This window comes from Streptococcus sp. KHUD_013 (genome assembly GCF_052588545.1).
On the sequence record NZ_CP186264.1, the window covers coordinates 669,231 to 688,056 of the forward strand.

At 41.8% G+C, this 18,826-nt stretch carries 15 protein-coding genes; 13 read left to right on the plus strand and 2 right to left on the minus strand.

What is annotated here, in order from left to right; translation table 11 throughout:
• The first annotated feature begins 49 nt into the window (after window positions 1–49).
• The 3 genes from ACOXXR_RS03035 (at window position 50) to ACOXXR_RS03045 (ending at window position 4,101) form a co-directional block, all read left to right on the plus strand.
• Entirely contained in the window at window positions 50–433 is a 384-nt protein-coding gene (locus tag ACOXXR_RS03035) for a DUF1934 domain-containing protein (protein ID WP_120701764.1), read from the plus strand.
• A gap of 194 nt (window positions 434–627) precedes the next feature.
• A complete protein-coding gene (locus tag ACOXXR_RS03040) occupies window positions 628–3,312 on the plus strand; it encodes a cation-translocating P-type ATPase (RefSeq protein ID WP_123160466.1) in 2,685 nt (894 codons plus the stop codon).
• Window positions 3,313–3,432: 120 nt separating this feature from the next.
• Entirely contained in the window at window positions 3,433–4,101 is a 669-nt protein-coding gene (locus tag ACOXXR_RS03045) for an MIP/aquaporin family protein (protein ID WP_445278693.1), read from the plus strand.
• Window positions 4,102–4,159: 58 nt separating this feature from the next.
• Here ACOXXR_RS03045 and ACOXXR_RS03050 read toward each other — a convergent pair whose 3' ends face one another.
• A complete protein-coding gene (locus ACOXXR_RS03050; protein ID WP_445278694.1) occupies window positions 4,160–5,017 on the minus strand; it encodes a metallophosphoesterase in 858 nt (285 codons plus the stop codon).
• A gap of 197 nt (window positions 5,018–5,214) precedes the next feature.
• On the opposite strand from ACOXXR_RS03050, the gene prfB reads away from it, so the two are divergent.
• The 3 genes from prfB (at window position 5,215) to ftsX (ending at window position 7,964) form a co-directional block, all read left to right on the plus strand.
• Window positions 5,215–6,310 (plus strand): peptide chain release factor 2 gene (prfB, locus tag ACOXXR_RS03055; protein WP_111674402.1). Its coding sequence is split into 2 segments (ribosomal slippage): window positions 5,215–5,286 and window positions 5,288–6,310, totalling 1,095 coding nucleotides; the frame shifts between segments, so codons are not numbered across the junction.
• Window positions 6,311–6,352: 42 nt separating this feature from the next.
• The gene (ftsE, locus tag ACOXXR_RS03060) at window positions 6,353–7,045 is read left to right on the plus strand and encodes a cell division ATP-binding protein FtsE (RefSeq protein ID WP_023023829.1); all 693 of its coding nucleotides are present in this window, start codon (window positions 6,353–6,355) and stop codon (window positions 7,043–7,045) included.
• Entirely contained in the window at window positions 7,038–7,964 is a 927-nt protein-coding gene (gene ftsX / locus ACOXXR_RS03065) for a permease-like cell division protein FtsX (RefSeq protein WP_117744466.1), read from the plus strand. Before ftsE ends, ftsX begins: the two co-directional genes overlap by 8 nt.
• 193 nt (window positions 7,965–8,157) lie before the next feature.
• Here ftsX and ACOXXR_RS03070 read toward each other — a convergent pair whose 3' ends face one another.
• Window positions 8,158–8,799, minus strand: a complete 642-nt coding sequence (locus ACOXXR_RS03070) for an MBL fold metallo-hydrolase (protein WP_125374309.1) — start codon at window positions 8,797–8,799, stop codon at window positions 8,158–8,160.
• Between the two features lie 158 nt (window positions 8,800–8,957).
• On the opposite strand from ACOXXR_RS03070, the gene ACOXXR_RS03075 reads away from it, so the two are divergent.
• From ACOXXR_RS03075 to ezrA, 7 genes are all read left to right on the plus strand, one after another.
• On the plus strand, window positions 8,958–11,417 hold the full coding sequence (locus tag ACOXXR_RS03075) for a bifunctional DnaQ family exonuclease/ATP-dependent helicase (RefSeq protein ID WP_120701767.1): 2,460 nt from the start codon (window positions 8,958–8,960) through the stop codon (window positions 11,415–11,417).
• Window position 11,418: 1 nt separating this feature from the next.
• Window positions 11,419–12,426 (plus strand): YeiH family protein, encoded by a 1,008-nt coding sequence (locus ACOXXR_RS03080; RefSeq protein ID WP_023027066.1) that lies wholly within the window; start codon window positions 11,419–11,421, stop codon window positions 12,424–12,426.
• A gap of 16 nt (window positions 12,427–12,442) precedes the next feature.
• Complete coding sequence (locus ACOXXR_RS03085) at window positions 12,443–13,687, plus strand: FtsW/RodA/SpoVE family cell cycle protein (RefSeq protein WP_023027065.1); 1,245 nt, start codon at window positions 12,443–12,445, stop codon at window positions 13,685–13,687.
• 1 nt (window position 13,688) lies between these two features.
• On the plus strand, window positions 13,689–14,246 hold the full coding sequence (locus tag ACOXXR_RS03090) for a DJ-1 family glyoxalase III (RefSeq protein ID WP_023027064.1): 558 nt from the start codon (window positions 13,689–13,691) through the stop codon (window positions 14,244–14,246).
• 179 nt (window positions 14,247–14,425) lie between these two features.
• A complete protein-coding gene (locus ACOXXR_RS03095; protein WP_445278695.1) occupies window positions 14,426–14,989 on the plus strand; it encodes an HAD-IA family hydrolase in 564 nt (187 codons plus the stop codon).
• 12 nt (window positions 14,990–15,001) lie between these two features.
• Window positions 15,002–16,951 (plus strand): DNA topoisomerase (ATP-hydrolyzing) subunit B, encoded by a 1,950-nt coding sequence (gene gyrB / locus ACOXXR_RS03100; RefSeq protein ID WP_445278696.1) that lies wholly within the window; start codon window positions 15,002–15,004, stop codon window positions 16,949–16,951.
• 86 nt (window positions 16,952–17,037) lie between these two features.
• Window positions 17,038–18,762 carry a septation ring formation regulator EzrA gene (gene ezrA / locus ACOXXR_RS03105; protein ID WP_023027062.1) on the plus strand — a complete coding sequence of 575 codons (1,725 nt, stop codon included), beginning with the start codon at window positions 17,038–17,040 and terminating at the stop codon, window positions 18,760–18,762.
• Window positions 18,763–18,826: the final 64 nt, after the last annotated feature.

The following is an 18,826-nucleotide window of genomic DNA, read 5'->3' on the forward strand; positions in this document are numbered from 1 at the left end:
GAAAGAAGTTTTTGGTAAAATAAAGGAAAGAGGGAAAGGATGGGAACTTTTGAAAATTAGAATACAAAATCAGATTCAATTTGATGATCAACTCGAAGTGATGGATCAATATTACGAAGGGGAATGGAAGGAAAAGGGTGGCTATCACTATCTGCTTTACGTCAACGAAGAAGGAGAAAAAGTAGCTTTGAAATTCCATGATCAAGAATTGACCATGACTCGCTTCTCAACTCCAAAATCCATCATGAAATTTATGGCTTCAGAGAAAGGCCATGCACTTATTCCGACTCCCCAAGGCATGCAACAATTTGTGATTGATACCAAGGAATATGCATTAGAGCAAAATAAGCTTGGTTTGTCCTATCAGTTGTTGACGGCAGATGAAAGTCAGCAATTCGCTACCTATCACTTAGAATTGACTTGGGAAGACTAGTTTATCAGTAGTTTTTCTTGATTTTTTTACGAGTTGTGGTATAATGAAACCACTCAAGGGAGTAGCTGGCGGATTTCCCGCGATAGTGTCGTCATTACGAATTATTTCCGGCACTATATTAAACAGCGAGACTTGTTTTTTTAAAAAACAGGTCTCTTTTTTGTAAAAAGAGGCCAAAAAAGGAGGAGACTGTTTTGTCAAAAGAACAAAATAAAGACTTGTTTTACACTCAAACCGCAGAAGAAGTCCTAAAGAAATTGGACTCATCTATCGAAGGTTTGTCAACTGCTCAAGCTCAAGAACGCTTAGCGACTTATGGTCGTAATGAGTTAGAAGAGGGTGAGAAACGTAGCCTACTAGCTAAATTCCTTGATCAATTTAAGGATTTGATGATTATCATCTTGCTAGCGGCAGCGGCACTTTCTGTGATTACAGAAGGGATGGATGGTTTAACAGATGCTATTATCATCTTAGCTGTTGTTGTCTTGAATGCTGCCTTTGGGGTTTACCAAGAGGGGCAAGCTGAAGCGGCCATTGAAGCTCTGAAAAATATGTCTAGCCCCATGGCCCGTGTTCGTCGTGATGGTCATGTTATTGAGATTGACTCAAAAGAACTGGTGCCTGGGGATATCGTCTTGCTAGAAGCGGGAGATGTGGTGCCTGCTGATATGCGCTTGTTTGAAGCAGCTTCCCTTAAAATTGAAGAAGCAGCTCTTACAGGGGAGTCTGTTCCAGTTGAAAAAGATGTGACAGGACTTGTTGAAGCAGATGCTGGTATCGGGGACCGTGTTAACATGGCTTACCAAAACTCAAACGTAACTTACGGTCGTGGTATTGGTGTTGTGACTAACACTGGTATGTATACAGAAGTTGGTAAGATTGCAGATATGTTGGCTAATGCCGACGAGACAGAGACACCATTGAAGCAAAGCCTGGAACAATTATCTAAGGCCTTGACTTACTTAATCATTGTGATTGCAGTGATTACCTTCTTGGTTGGTGTCTTTGTTCGTGGTGAACATCCATTAGAAGGCTTGATGGTGGCAGTTGCCCTTGCAGTAGCGGCTATTCCAGAAGGGCTTCCTGCCATTGTAACTATCGTTCTATCTTTGGGAACTACAACCCTTGCAAAACGTAATTCGATTGTCCGCAAATTGCCAGCGGTTGAAACTCTTGGTTCAACAGAAATCATCGCATCTGATAAAACAGGTACCTTGACTATGAACCAAATGACGGTTGAGAAAGTTTATACCAACGGTCAATTGCAAAGCTCGGCATCTGAAATTGCTGTTAGCAATAATACCCTCCGTATCATGAACTTTGCCAATGACACCAAGGTGGATCCATCTGGCAAGCTGATTGGTGATCCAACGGAGACAGCTCTTGTACAGTTTGGTTTGGACCACAACTTTGATGTTCGTGAAGTCTTGAAGGATGAGCCACGTGTGGCTGAATTGCCATTTGACTCAGACCGTAAACTCATGTCTACCATTCATAAGGAAGCAGATGGCTCTTACTTTATCGCTGTCAAGGGTGCGCCTGACCAATTGCTCAAACGCGTGACACGCATCGAAGTCAACGGAGAAGTTCGCCCAATCACAGAAGAAGATAAAAATGCTATCCTTGCTACCAACAAAGACTTGGCCAAACAAGCCCTTCGTGTCTTGATGATGGCTTATAAGACCAGCAATGAAATTCCAACCTTGGAATCTGAAATTGTTGAATCTGACCTTATCTTCTCTGGTTTGGTCGGCATGATTGACCCTGAACGTCCAGAAGCTGCAGAAGCTGTTCGTGTCGCTAAGGAGGCGGGCATCCGTCCAATCATGATTACTGGTGACCACCAAGATACAGCGGAAGCTATCGCCAAACGTCTCGGTATCATCGATCCAAATGATACAGAAGACCATGTCTTCACAGGGGCTGAATTGAATGAGCTCTCTGATGAAGAATTCCAAAAAGTCTTCAAGCAATACTCTGTTTACGCGCGTGTATCGCCTGAGCACAAGGTTCGGATTGTGAAAGCATGGCAAAAAGAAGGCAAGGTTGTTGCCATGACTGGTGACGGGGTCAACGATGCGCCATCACTTAAGACTGCTGATATTGGTATCGGTATGGGGATTACTGGTACAGAGGTTTCTAAGGGAGCTTCTGATATGGTCCTTGCCGATGATAACTTCGCAACCATTATCGTAGCAGTTGAAGAAGGACGTAAGGTCTTCTCCAATATCCAAAAATCCATCCAATACCTCTTGTCTGCTAATATGGCTGAGGTCTTCACTATCTTCTTTGCAACCCTCTTTGGTTGGGACGTTCTTCAACCAGTGCATCTATTATGGATTAACTTGGTAACAGATACCCTACCAGCTATCGCTCTTGGTGTGGAACCAGCTGAGCCAGGTGTCATGACCCACAAACCTCGTGGACGTAAGTCCAACTTCTTTGACGGTGGGGTCTTTGGAGCCATCCTATATCAAGGAATCTTCCAAACTATCTTGGTACTTGGCGTATACGGATGGGCAATTCTTTTCCCAGAGCACCAGAGTCACGCAGAAATCCATGCGGATGCCCTTACTATGGCCTTTGCAACTCTCGGTTTAATCCAATTGCTCCATGCCTTTAACGTGAAATCGGTCTATCAATCGATCTTTAAAGTGGGACTCTTCAAGAACAAGACCTTTAACTGGTCTATCCCAGTAGCCTTTATTCTCTTAATGGCAACCATTATGGTACCTGGATTTAATAAACTCTTCCACGTTTCAAACTTGAGTTTGACGCAATGGTTGGTGGTTGCTGTAGGTGCAATTATGATTGTGGTTCTTGTTGAAATTGTCAAAGCCGTCCAACGTGCACTCGGTAAGGATAAAAACGCTATTTAAGCATTGAAAAGTCATCTTCAGATGGCTTTTTTTGTGTGCAGAAATGTTTGGGCATATTTCTTGAGTCCAGAATTGATTTTTGATAAACTAGACGACAGTTTGAAGAAAGGAAACTATATTATGAAAAAGTTTTTTGCTGAAGTAATCGGCACATTTATGCTTGTCTTTATCGGGACTGGCGCTGTTGTTTTTGGAAATGGAACTGAAGGTCTTGGGCATCTAGGAATTGCCTTGGCATTTGGTTTGTCAATTGTTGCAGCTGCATACTCTATTGGGACTGTTTCTGGTGCCCACTTGAACCCAGCTGTTTCTATTGCTATGTTTGTCAACAAACGCTTGTCATCTAAAGACTTGGTCAACTACATTGTAGCGCAAGTAGTGGGAGCTTTCCTTGCGACTGCTTCTGTCTTCTTCCTTTTGTCCAATTCAGGTATGTCAACAGCTAGTCTTGGTGAAAATGCCTTGGCTAAAGGAGTAACTCCACTTGGCGGATTCTTGTTCGAAGTGATTGCATCCTTTATCTTTATCTTGGTCATTATGACAGTGACATCAGCTTCTAAAGGAAATGGGAAAATTGCTGGACTTGTGATCGGTTTGAGCTTGACCTTGATCATTCTTGTAGGTTTGAACATTACAGGTCTTTCTGTTAACCCAGCTCGTAGCTTGGCTCCTGCTCTCTTTGTAGGTAGTGCAGCCCTTCAACAAATTTGGATCTTTATCCTTGCTCCAATCGTTGGTGGTATCTTGGCAGCTCTTGTTGCAAAGAATCTCCTTGAAACAGAAGAATAAGCTATTTTAACGAAAAAAGATTTCGACTCCTTATGGGATCGAAATCTTTTTATTTTTTTTAGCAGTCAAGGATGGTTAAAGCCTGACGAAATTCATTTGCTATATTCTGTCTTTTATAGTGATGAAATTCAGGTAAGTCTTTCACAGCATTGTAGCGTTTATGAAGGCGATACATTTGGGAAATCTTGTACTGAGGGAAGGACTTGAAAAAATTCTCCGTCAATTGCCATTCTCGAATATAGCCAAGGGGCCGCATGTGATAGTGAATGCCATCGATGACTCTGGAAGAATGGCGATGATGCAAGTGACCAAAGATCACATCTCTTACCCCATGTTTTACAAAGAGATCATGAAAAGCTTGACTACCTAAGAAGGCATTGAATTTCTGAAAGTAGGGGTGGCTAACGAGAAAATCCTTGTGGGGAACAAAGTGAAGAGCGACGATGATTCTACCATCTAAAGAAGCTAGTACCTGATCCAATCGGGAGAGAACTTCTTGCGTGATTGTTGGGTCGTCTAAGGGACGTTCCAATCTTCGATCAAACCAGAAAGTATTTTTGGTACGTAGGTGGGCCTCCTTGCTCTTTTCAGGGACAAAGCTATAATCGTACCAACCAGCAAGACTGACTAAATGGCTATCTCCAAAGGTCTGGACTTGAAAATCATACTGATGGATTTCCTCCTCTGAGAGGTATAACATATCGTGATTGCCCAGATTAAAGGAAACAGGGAGCTGGGTTTGGAGCTCCTGAATAAAGGGGAGACTCATCTGCTTAAAGTCATTGGAAATGTCGCCAGCTAGATGAAGGTGATCAATCTGTTCTTCTTGTAGGACCTGAAGGAGTTGCATGCGTTCGGCCTCGCCAAACTGATTGGAATCCAGGTGCAGGTCACTCATAAAACCAATACGTGTCATATCACTAGTGTATCACAAGTTGATAAGAAAAAGAAAGTTAACCAACATGTAACAAATCTAACAATTATGTAACAAGGGAAGTGACAACGGCTTGGTTTTATGCGATTTTTGTAGGATAAATGATTCCTACTATCTCTTACTATGTGCAAATGACGGGGTTTGTGGTATAATAGACTGATACTTAGAAAGAGGTACTTATGGATATTTCAGAAATCCGTCAGAAAATTGACGCGAATCGTGAAAAATTAGCTTCTTTCAGGGGGTCTCTTTGACTTAGAGGGTCTGGAAGAAGAAATTGCCATTTTGGAAAACAAAATGACAGAACCTGATTTTTGGGATGATAATATTGCAGCGCAAAAGACATCTCAGGAATTAAATGAGTTGAAACAAACCTACGAGAATTTCCATCAAATGACAGACTTGTTTGATGAATCCGAAATCCTTCTTGAGTTTCTCTCAGAAGATGAATCCGTTCACGAAGAGCTAGAAGAGAAGTTGATAGAGTTGGATAAGATGATGACCAGTTATGAAATGACGCTTCTCTTATCAGAACCCTATGATAATAATAATGCAATCTTGGAAATCCATCCAGGATCTGGAGGTACTGAGGCTCAGGACTGGGGAGATATGCTCCTTCGGATGTATACCCGCTTCGGAAATGCTCATGGTTTCAAAGTGGAAGTCTTGGACTATCAGGCAGGAGACGAGGCTGGGATTAAATCAGTGACGCTGTCCTTCGAAGGACCGCATGCCTATGGCTTGTTGAAATCAGAAATGGGTGTCCACCGTTTGGTACGGATCTCGCCATTCGACTCAGCTAAGCGTCGCCATACTTCCTTCACGTCAGTTGAAGTCATGCCAGAATTGGATGATACGATTGAAGTGGAAGTCCGAGATGATGATATCAAGATGGATACCTTCCGTTCAGGTGGAGCTGGTGGACAAAATGTCAACAAGGTTTCAACAGGTGTTCGATTGACCCACATCCCAACAGGGATTGTAGTGGCTTCGACGGTTGACCGCACTCAGTACGGAAACCGTGACCGTGCAATGAAAATGTTGCAGGCAAAACTTTATCAATTGGAGCAAGAAAAGAAGGCAGCTGAGGTGGACTCCTTAAAGGGTGATAAAAAAGAAATCACCTGGGGAAGTCAGATTCGCTCCTATGTCTTTACGCCATATACCATGGTGAAGGATCATCGTACGAGTTACGAAGTAGCCCAAGTTGATAAAGTAATGGACGGAGATATTGATGGCTTTATTGATGCCTATTTAAAATGGCGTCTCAATTAAAGCCCTCCTTCTATATAAATTGTGGAAAGGAATTTTCAATACATGTCAATGATTGAAATGAAAGATGTTGTCAAAAAGTATGACAACGGAACGACAGCTCTTCGTGGAGTGACCGTTCATATTGAACCAGGAGAATTTGCCTATATTGTAGGACCTTCTGGTGCAGGGAAATCAACCTTTATTCGCTTGCTTTACCGTGAGGTGAAACATGATAAAGGAACCTTGAAAGTAGCTGGTTTTGACCTAGATAAAATTAAAAAACGCGATATTCCGATGTTGCGTCGAAATGTTGGAGTAGTCTTCCAAGACTACAAATTGCTTCCTAAAAAGACGGTATATGAAAATATTGCCTACGCAATGGAAGTAATTGGAGAGCGTCGTCGCAACATTAAGAAACGCGTTATGGAAGTGCTAGATCTTGTTGGTTTGAAACACAAGGTTCGTTCATTTCCAAATGAGCTTTCAGGTGGTGAGCAACAACGGATCGCCATTGCGCGTGCTATTGTGAACAATCCTAAAGTATTGATCGCGGACGAACCGACAGGGAACTTGGACCCAGATAATTCTTGGGAAATTATGAACCTCTTGGAGCGAATTAATTTACAAGGAACCACTGTTTTGATGGCGACTCATAATAGCCAAATTGTAAATACACTTCGTCACCGTGTTATCGCCATTGAAAATGGACGTGTTGTACGGGATGAAGCGGAAGGAGAGTACGGATACGATGATTAGAAGATTTTTCCGCCATCTCATTGAATCATTTAAAAGTTTAAAACGGAATGGCTGGATGACCATTGCTGCGGTTAGTTCGGTGATGATTACACTCGGACTAGTAGCAATTTTTGCCTCAGTGATTGCGAATACGATCAAGCTATCAGATGATATTCAAAATAGTGTACGAATTGTTGTCTATATGCGCAAGGATATCCAAGATCAAAGCCCGCAGATAGAAAAAGAAGGGCAGATGGTTGATAATGAAGACTACAAGAAAGTCTATAATGCGTTGACAGCCATGAAGAATGTTGATAAGGTTGAGTTCTCTAGCAAGGAAGAACAATATGAAAACTTGATCAAGACTGCCGGTAACAACTGGAAAATTTTTGATGGGGATGCCAATCCTCTCTATGATGCCTATTTTGTAGAGACAACGGCTCCTAAATATGTGAAAGAAGTTTCCAAGGCCGCTAAGAAAATTGAAGGGGTGTCTGAAGTAAAAGATGGAGGAGTTGATACTCAACGTCTCTTTGCTCTCGGGAACTTCATCCGTATTTGGGGCTTGATTGGTGCCGGTTTACTAATCTTTATCGCAGTCTTCTTGATTTCCAATACGATTCGGATTACCATTATTTCACGGAGTCGAGAAATCAAGATTATGCGTCTGGTAGGTGCTAAGAGTGGCTATATTCGTGCTCCTTTCCTTTTGGAAGGTGCCTGGATTGGCTTGATTGGTGCAATTCCACCTGCTCTCTTGCTCTATTATGTCTATAATATTGTCTACAAGTCCATGTACAATACTCTACAAGATCAGAAATTGTTCTTATACAGTCCAAACCTTCTTGTTCCGATTATGGTCGGTGCTTTGTTTGGTCTCGGTATTTTAATTGGAGCGCTAGGTTCATCGATTTCAATGAGACGTTTCTTGAAGATTTAAGAATATAAAAAAGAGGCTGGGACAAAAGTCCTAGCCTCTCAATTGTCTTTGGATTGTCGAGCAAGACGCAGTGGTTGAGTGGGCTCTACTACGCTGATTTCATCAGCTTTTATAGCCCCTACTCAACTGTGCGGAGGTGGGACGATGAAATCGAATTCTAACGAATGACCGATTTCTGTCCCACTCTCTTTTTTTAACGATTTCGAAAGAAGGGATTAAACATTTTTTCATGACCGATGGTGGTATCATTTCCGTGACCTGGGTAAACTGCGTAAGAGGAGGGAAGAGTGAGCAATTGTGTCTCGATGCTTTCTAGGAGTTGGGGACCGCTTCCTGTCGGCAAATCGGTCCGTCCAATGGTTTCTCGGAAAAGGGCATCACCTGTCAAGACGAGATGATCGTTAGGAAAAACTATAGAGACACCTCCGATGGAATGTCCGGGTGTGTGAAGGACATAAAAATGGAAGTTTTTCAAATGGTAAGCTGTTCGGTAATCAAAATGCTCTTCGGCTGGCTGGCAGATCACATCCATTAAGTCAGAATGGCGGTCTAGCCCGGAAAGATTGTCCACAGGACTTTGGAGCCAGGTCGCTTCATGAGCATCTACATAAACAGGTGGATGGCCATAAGTTTCCCGCACTTTCTCTAAACTCATGATATGGTCGTAGTGGGTATGGGTTAGGAGAATAGCAGCAATTGGTTTTGCGAGATGATCAATGCGCTTTCGGATATCTTCCCAAGCACTGCCAGGGTCAACAACGAGAAGATCGTGCTCGTTTTCAAGTAGGTAGGTGTTTTCATAAGCGATGGGGTTGACAATACGGTGTATTTTCATAAGAGCTCCTTTCTCTATTAGTCTATCAAAAATATGATAAAATAGCTGACTAAAACGCCTCTAGAAACCGAAGAATCCTCGCTTGGTTGGATTTGGCTCCTTCAATGTCATAAAAACCCAAGCAAAGCGAGTCGGAAAATGATATAATTTTAAGTGCTATGACGACGAATGTTAAAAGAAAATATGCTGTCGTGGACCTGGAAGCAACCAGTGCAAGCAGCAATGCAAAAATAATTCAAATCGGGATTGTCATCATTCAAGATGGGCAGATTGTAGAGACCTATGAGACTGACGTCAACCCGCATGAACAACTAGACGAACATATTCGCCAACTGACTGGAATTACCAATCAGCAACTAAAAAAGGCTCCTGATTTTTCACAAGTGGCCAGACAAGTTTACGAAATGATTGAAGATGCTGTTTTTGTGGCTCATAATGTCAAATTTGATGCCAATCTCTTGGCAGAATCTTTGTTTTGGGAAGGATTTGAGCTCATAACACCCCGGATCGATACGGTTGAATTGGCTCAAGTCTTTTTCCCAACCTTAGAAAGATACAATTTAAGTAGCTTATGCGAAGAATTAGCGATCCCCTTGGACCATGCCCATTCAGCCATTTCAGATGCCCAAGCAACCGCCCAGCTCTTCCTTAAAATTCGTGAAACGATTGCTTCCCTCCCAAGAGAATTGGTGGAAACCTTGCTGCCATTTTCTGATAATCTAATTTACGAGTCGAGACTCTTGATAGAGGATGCTTTCGAGGATACGGTAGTTTTTCATGGTGAGGACTTAACCTCCCGTCATGGTATTTTTCTTCGTAAACCTCTTATCAGGAGAGATGCTAAGAATTTTTCTGATCAGTTTGATATTAATATCCAGTTAATGGGGATGGAACCCCGCCCCTTGCAGAAAGAGTTTGCTCAGGCCATCGAAGAAAGTCTTCAGTCCTCTAGAGATGTAGCCACCTTTGTTGAGGGTCCTACTGGGATTGGAAAAACCTATGGCTACCTCCTTCCTTTACTAGCGCATACAAAGGACCAGATTGTTGTTAGTGTTCCGACCAAGGTCTTACAAGACCAAATCATGCAGCAGGAAGCAAAGATGATTGAGGACGTTTTTCAGACCTCTTTTCATAGTTTAAAGAGTCCTCAAAATTATTTAAAACTAGATGAATTCTTTCGAATATTGCATGAACCTGAGGAAAATCGCCTCTGGAATCGGTTCAAAATGCAATTATTGGTCTGGTTGGCTCAAACAAGGACAGGTGATCTAAACGAAGTGGGGCAGCTTCATCGCTACGGGAATTTTGTTCAACGGCTCCGTCATGATGGGAAGCTATCAAAAAAATCTTTATTTTATACAGAAGATTTTTGGCGTCTTGGTCAAGAAAAAGCCAAAATGAGCCGAGTTGTGCTTACCAATCATGCCTATTTATTGACTCGTTTAGAGGATGATCCTTCATTGATAGAAAATCGAACTCTAGTGGTGGATGAAGCACAAAAACTTTATTTTTCATTGGAGCAGTTTTCAAGGGCTTCCTTATCATTAACAGATTTCATGCAAGATCTGCAGCGTGAGATAGAAATCGAAAAATCCTTGTTGAAACGGCGAATCCTTGAAAGTCTCCAATTTGAATTGAATGCCATCCTCAAACATCTTGAATCAGGCAACAAAAAGATAGAACTGGGAGCAGAACAGGTTCAAAAGATTCGCCAGGATTTATCTGAACTAGATAGTCCAGTTTTAGCGGAATTAAAAACGGTCTTTGACCCTCGTTTTCAAATTTTTTGGATTGACCGGACACAAGAGGACCAGCATCCGATTATTCGACTGCAATCTGGAAGAGAGGGCTTGGTTTCGCTTCAAGACTTTATTCCGACGACCACCAGACTTCTTTTGGTCTCAGCTACCTTATCGATTAGTAAAAAGGTCAATCTAGCTTCGATTTTAGGAATTGAGAACTACCAATTCATCGGGAAAGAACTGTCCTACCATCAAGGTCAAACCATCTTCATTGATCGAGAATTTCCTGATTTGACCAACCTGACTCAAGAGGAGTTAGCAATCTCTTTAGCGCGATATTTGGATGAACTAGCAGCTACTGGCTTGCCTCTCTTTGCCTTGTTTACTTCCAAAGACTTACTTCTAGCAACTTCACATCAGATGACAGTGAGTCATCTGGCTCAGTATAAAAATGGCGAAGCGGCAAATATTAAACGGCGATTTGATAGAGGGGAAGCTTCCGTCCTTTTAGGATCCGGTAGTTTTTGGGAGGGAGTCGATTTTGCCCAGCAAGCAAAAATTATTCAAGTCATTCCTCGCATTCCTTTTGATAATCCAAGTGATTTCTTCGTACAAAAGCTACATGAAGCTTTGCGTCTAGAGGGGAAGAATCCTTTCTATGATTACAGTTTGCCTCTAGCGATTTTACGCCTAAAGCAGGCTCTTGGACGCTCGAGTCGTTCGAGCGAGCAAGAATCTCTGGTTATTTTATTAGATCAACGCTTATTAAACCGTCAATATGGCTCGCAGATTCAAGCCAGTTTAGAGAAAATCGCTCCTCTTGTCATCGCTAAGACTGGAGAAATAAAAGTAGTTGTTGAACAATTTAGGAGTTAAAATGAATAAAAAATCTAATTGGTGCCAGTATCTTCCAGGCCTTATGATTGCAGTTTTTGCAGCAGGACTATCTATGGTATTAGGAAAAGCAGTGCCTATCCTTGGCTCTAGTCTCTTTGCCATCTTATGTGGCATCCTTTTGAATGCTAGCCAAGTCTTGCCTCAAACGAGTAGATCAGGTCTATCCTATTCAGGGAAAAAAATCTTGCAATATTCGATTATCTTGATGGGCTTTACCTTGTCCTTTCAAAAGGTGACCAAATTGGGCCTGTCTTCTTTGATCGTTAGTTTACCGACCATCAGTATTGCCTTTCTCTCTGCTTTTGCAGTGGGCTACCTTTTAAAAGCTCCAAAGATCTTAACGACCTTGGTTGGAATGGGGACAGCAATTTGTGGAGGATCTGCAATCGCGGCGGCTTCCCCTGTTCTAGAAGCTGATGAAAACGACATCGCTCTGTCCATGTCGACCATCTTTTTCTTCAACATCTTAGCGGTCTTCCTTTTTCCTTTCTTTGGTCACCTTCTTGCGATGACAAATCAGCAATTTGGTTTTTGGGCAGGAACGGCCATTAATGATACTTCATCTGTTGTAGCGGCGGCATTTTCCTATAGTAAAGAAGCTGGTGAAATTGCGACTGTTGTCAAGCTGACACGGGCCTTAATGATTATTCCAATCTGTTTTGGAATGCTGGGTATAAAACTTCTTGGACGGTCGAAACAGGATCGAGAAGGGAAGCAAGTGAAACTAAGTAAAATCGTTCCTTGGTTTATTTTCTACTTCCTTTTGGCCTCTTTAGTGACCTCCTTTGGCTGGTTTCCAAGTTCTTGGATTCCGTTCTGTAAATGGTTGTCACAATATTTGATGGCTATGGCCTTGGTTGGCATTGGAAGTCAAGTGTCTATTCAAGCCTTTCGCAAGCAGGGGGTAGCTCCTCTTCTTATTGGCCTTGTTGCCTGGGTAGCTGTATCCATTTCTAGTCTGCTACTTCAATACTTTTTAGGAATCTAAATGAAAGGGAGATGAAATGAAGAGACGTCAGTCTTTCAAACTTAGAGGAGATTTCTCCTTGATCACCACTGTTTTGTTGTTATTGGCATTTGGAGTGGTGGCAGTCTACATTGCAGTTTCAAATGATTATCCGGACCTGGTTTGGCCCATTTTAGGGCAACAGGTTGCCTGGATTGTTTTGGGCTGTATGATTAGTTTTGTCGTCATGCTTTTTAATACAGAATTTTTATGGAAAGTGACGCCTTATTTGTATGTCTTTGGTTTGGTCTTAATGGTTTTGCCCCTTTATTTTTACAACCCAAACTTGGTTGCTTCGACTGGTTCTAAAAACTGGGTAGCCTACAAGGGGATTAGCCTCTTTCAACCATCAGAATTTATGAAAATTTCTTATATCTTGATGGTCTCTCGTTCGATTGTTCATTTTTTACGAAACAATAGGGAAGAAGATCGAACGCTAAAAAAAGACTTTTTTCTAATTGTACAAATTGCGGCCTACACCATACCAGTTCTTGGACTCTTGGCCTTTCAACATGATTTTGGAACTTCCTTGGTATTTATGGCGATTTTCTCAGGAGTCGTCCTCATTTCAGGGGTCTCCTGGAAAATCATTTTACCAGTCTTTTTAACCCTCGTAGGTGGGATCGCTCTCTTTTTGGCCGTCTTTCTATCAAACGGTGGGCGAGCCTTTCTCCATCAAACTCTGGGGATGCCTACCTATCAGATGAATCGTATTTTAGCCTGGTTGAATCCTTTTGACTATGCTCAAACTATGACTTTTCAACAGGCACAAGGACAGTTGGCAATCGCAAGCGGTGGTTTATTGGGGCAAGGCTTTAATGTATCCAACCTGTTGATCCCTGTCCGGGAGAGTGATATGATTTTTACGGTCATTGCGGAAGATTTTGGCTTTGTAGGAGGTTTGGTTCTTCTCCTCTTATACATGTTTTTAGTCTATAAAATGTTGCGGATTACTCTGAAATCCAATAATCAGTTTTATACTTATATCTCGACTGGGTTTATTATGATGTTAGTCTTCCACATATTTGAAAATATTGGGGCTGTAACAGGAATATTGCCTCTAACTGGAATTCCCTTGCCTTTTATCTCACAAGGGGGATCAGCTATTGTTAGTAACCTCATTGGGATTGGCTTATTGTTATCGATGAGCCATCAAAACCGGGTAAGTGAAGAACGAAAAAAAGAAAGTCGACTATTGAGACAGAAACAACTCAGTCGGCTACAAGAGAAAGGAATCATTTAATATGGCAAAAGTAGCAGTAATGTTAGCAAGTGGGTTCGAAGAAATAGAGGCCTTGACTGTTGTCGATGTCTTGAGAAGAGCAGAAATCGAGTGTCAGATGGTTGGATTTGATCAAGAAGTGACAGGTTCTCATGGCATCACAGTGAAGGTAGATGAGGTCTGGTCCGGTTCATTGGATCATTTTGATGGCATTGTCCTTCCAGGAGGGATGCCTGGTGCGGCGAATCTACGCGACCATGAAGGCTTGATTCAGTCTTTAAAAGAAGCCCATGAACAAGGAAAAAGTCTTGCGGCTATTTGTGCAGCTCCGATTGTGTTGGATCGGGCAGGCCTGCTAGATAAAAAACACTACACCTGCTATGATGGCTTTGAAAAAGAAATTGGAAGAGGACACTATGTGAAAGAAGCGGTGGTTCAGGATGGTCACATCTTGACCAGTCGGGGCCCTGCAACGGCACTTGCTTTTTCTTATGCACTGGTCAAGCATTTTGGTGGAGATGCAGCAAAATTAAGAGAAGGCATGCTCTATCAAGATGTTTTTGGAACGTCGGCACCTTAGATGGTGAGAAGAAAAATGAAGGTAGGAAATTTCCTGCCTTTATTTTTTTATCGTCTGGATTTCTTAAAATATAAATGCTTTTTGAATGAAAGTAAAATAGGAGGGAGAAGACTGTAAAAAAACCGTGAAAACATTGACTTTACAAGCAATTTTTCGAAAATTATGGTATAATTGAAGCTATGGATTATCATGATTTTATATGGGATCTTGGTGGGACTTTATTGGACAATTATGAGACCTCTACAAAAGCTTTTGTAGCGACCTTACAGTATTTCCAAAGGGAGGCTGATCATGATTCTGTTTATGTAGCTTTAAAGGTTTCCACGGATTATGCTGTTCAGCAGTTTGCCTCAGATCTTCCAGACTTTTTGGGAGAGTATAAAAAGCGAGAGATAGAAGCTCTTGAAATCCCCTGCTTATTCGAGGGGACTGAGAAGTTGTTGGAACGTCTGACAGCAGTCGGAGCCCGTCATTTTTTGGTATCTCACCGTGACCATCATGTAGAGACCATCCTAGAAAAAACAGGAATTCGTCATTACTTTACAGAAGTTGTGACAGCTGATGACGGTTTTCCACGTAAACCAGATCCTACTTCCATGTTGTATTTAAAAGACAAGTATACGATTGAGTCAGGCTTGGTGATTGGAGATCGCCCGATCGATATCGAAGCTGGCCAGAGAGCTGGCATGGCGACCTATTTGTTTGACTCAATGGATCAATTAAGTGCCTATATTTTTAATTAGAAAAGGGAAAGAATGACAGAAGAATTGAAACAAGAAACGACTGGCCAAGAATATGATGCCAGTCAGATCCAGGTTTTAGAAGGTTTAGAAGCAGTTCGGATGCGTCCGGGGATGTATATCGGATCCACTTCTAAAGAAGGTCTTCACCATTTGGTCTGGGAAATCGTCGATAACTCTATCGATGAGGCCCTTGCTGGCTTTGCTAGCCATATCGAAGTCTTTATCGAAGCTGATAATTCGATTACAGTCATCGATGATGGACGGGGAATTCCGGTTGATATTCAAGAAAAAACAGGCCGTCCGGCAGTAGAAACTGTCTTTACCGTTCTCCATGCAGGAGGAAAATTTGGCGGTGGTGGTTACAAGGTTTCTGGTGGACTCCATGGTGTTGGATCATCCGTCGTAAATGCCTTGTCGACTCAGCTAGATGTACACGTCCATAAGAATGGCCAAATTCATTACCAAGAATACAAACGCGGTCAAGTCGTTGCAGATCTTGAAGTGATCGGTGAAACAGATCGAACTGGTACTACAGTCCACTTTACTCCAGACCCAGAAATTTTCACAGAAACAACTGAATTTGATTTTGAGAAATTGAACAAACGGATTCAAGAGTTGGCTTTCTTGAACCGTGGTTTACGGATCTCGATTACAGACAAGCGTGAAGGCCAGGAGCAAACGAAAGATTACCACTATGAAGGTGGGATTGCTAGTTATGTAGAATACATCAACGAAAACAAGGATGTCATCTTCGAAACTCCGATTTATACTGATGGCGAAATGGATGATATCACGGTTGAAGTGGCTATGCAGTATACGACTGGTTATCACGAAACCGTCATGAGCTTTGCCAATAACATCCATACCCATGAAGGGGGAACTCATGAGCAAGGTTTCCGTACAGCCTTAACCCGTGTTATCAACGACTATGCTCGTAAGAATAAACTTCTCAAGGACAATGAAGAGAATCTCACAGGGGAAGATGTTCGGGAAGGATTGACAGCCGTCATTTCTGTTAAACACCCAAATCCACAGTTTGAAGGACAAACCAAGACCAAACTTGGAAACTCTGAAGTGGTGAAGATTACCAACCGTTTGTTCAGCGATGCCTTCTCTGATTTCTTGTTGGAAAATCCGCAGATTGCTAAGAAAATTGTTGAAAAGGGAATTCTGGCTGCCAAAGCGCGTGTTGCTGCTAAGCGAGCCCGAGAAGTCACCCGCAAGAAATCTGGTTTAGAAATCTCAAACCTCCCTGGTAAATTAGCAGACTGTTCATCTAACAATCCAGCTGAGACAGAACTCTTCATCGTCGAAGGAGATTCTGCCGGAGGATCTGCTAAATCAGGTCGGAACCGGGAGTTCCAGGCAATTCTCCCTATTCGTGGGAAAATCCTCAACGTGGAAAAGGCTAGCATGGACAAGATTTTAGCCAACGAAGAAATTCGTAGTCTTTTCACAGCTATGGGAACCGGTTTTGGTGCAGAATTTGATGTATCAAAAGCCCGTTATCAAAAATTAGTCATCATGACGGATGCCGATGTCGATGGAGCTCATATTCGAACCCTCCTCCTAACCTTGATCTATCGCTATATGAAACCCGTTTTGGAGGCTGGCTATGTTTATATCGCCCAACCGCCAATTTATGGTATCAAAGTCGGTAGTGAGATCAAAGAATACATTCAACCAGGAGCCAACCAAGAAGCAGAATTGGCTGCGGCTTTAGAACGCTATTCTGAAGGTCGTTCCAAACCAACGATTCAACGATACAAAGGTTTGGGTGAGATGGATGATCATCAGCTCTGGGAAACAACTATGAACCCGGAACACCGCCTCATGGCTCGTGTAACAGTGGATGATGCAGCAGAAGCAGATAAGATCTTTGATATGCTCATGGGAGATCGAGTAGAACCTCGCCGTGAATTTATCGAAGAAAATGCCGAATATAGTACACTTGATGTATAAAATTCTGCGATATTTGCCAATTATTCGAATATTTATGATATAATAACTACGATTACTTTCAAGTAATTTAATGAAGGAGTTTTTATATGTCTCGTGGACTAATTATTCTCATTATTGTCATTGGGGTCCTTTTGGTTTTAGGATATGTAGTGGCAGTCTTATTGAGAAAGCGTAACGAAGCCTTACTAGCAGCACTGGAAGAACGAAAAGAAGAGTTGTATAACCTTCCAGTAAATGATGAAGTAGAGGCTGTGAAGAATATGCATTTGATTGGTCAAAGTCAAGTTGCATTTCGTGAATGGAATCAAAAATGGGTGGACCTATCCCTCAATTCTTTTGCCGATATTGAGAACAACCTCTTTGAAGCAGAAGGCTACAACAATTCTTTCCGCTTTTTAAAAGCCAAGCAAGCAATTGGAAATATTGAGAGTCAGGTTCAATTAATTGATGAAGATATCAAGGCCATCCGTCAAGCTTTATCTGAATTAAAAGAAAAAGAAGAAATGAATAGCGGTCGAGTTGTTCATGCCTTGGATATGTTTGAAAACTTGCAAAAACAAGTGGCTTCTGATCCAGATGCGTATGGCCCAGCGCTTCCCGAAATTGAGAAGCAATCTGAAAATATTCAAGTTGAGTTTTCAAAATTTGTAACCTTGAATTCATCAGGTGACCCTGTTGAAGCTGCTGAAATTCTTGACACAGCAGAAAACCATATTGTAGCCTTGACTCACATTGTTGAAAAAGTTCCTGCAATTGTGAAGGATCTACAAACAACTCTTCCTGACCAATTGGAAGATTTGGAATCTGGTTATCGCAAACTATTGGAATCTGGTTATCATTTTACAGAGACCGACTTGGAAGCACGTTTCCAACAACTGCATGCGGCATTGAAAGCCAATCTTGCCAATGTTGCTGCTCTTGAATTAGATAATGCACTCTATGAGAATGAGCAGATTCAAGAAGAAATCAACGCCTTGTATGATATTTTCACTCGTGAAATCGAATCACACAAAGTGGTTGAAAAATTGGTCAAAGCATTACCAGGTTACCTTGCCCATGCTAAGGAAAATAACAAGAGTTTAGCAGAAGAAGTTGAACGTCTCAGCAAAATATTTGAAAGCAAAGTACTCAAGGAAAATCACTTGAAGGAGTTAGAAGCTGAATTAACAGCTCAAGAGCTTGTTGTAGAGGATGCCTTGAATGATACATCTGAAACTCAAAAAGCTTACTCTATTCTTCAAGAAGAGTTAGAAGCGATTGAAGAACGTCTGAAGGAAATTGAAGATGATCAGATTGCACTGAGCGAAACCTTGTCTAAGATTGAGAAAGACGATACGAATGCTCGTCAAAAGGTAAATATCTACGCTAACCGTTTACATGCTATTAAGCGCTACATGGATAAGCGTAACTTACCTGGAATTCCTCAATCCTTCCTTACTATCTTCTTCACTGCAAGTGATAACACAGAAGCTCTTTTGGCTGAGTTAGAAGGTCGTCGTGTCAATATTGAAAACGTCAATCGTCTCCTGGATATTTTGACCAACGATATGACAGAGTTAGAAGAAGAAACTTATAAACTGGTACAATACGCTACTCTAACAGAGCAGTTGCTTCAATACTCAAATCGTTATCGTTCGTTCGATGATCATGTCCAAGCAGCTTTTGATGAAGCTTTGTACATTTTTGAAAAAGAGTATGACTATCCTGCTTCCTTCAAAGTCATTTCAGAAGCATTGGAAACAGTAGAACCAGGAGTAACAGAGAGATTTGTTAGCTCATATGAAAAAACAAGAGAATCCATCCGATTCTAATCCAAAACATCCAGGAGAATATTCCTGGATGTTTTTTTATGGAGATAAGGTGTGATGGAAAATA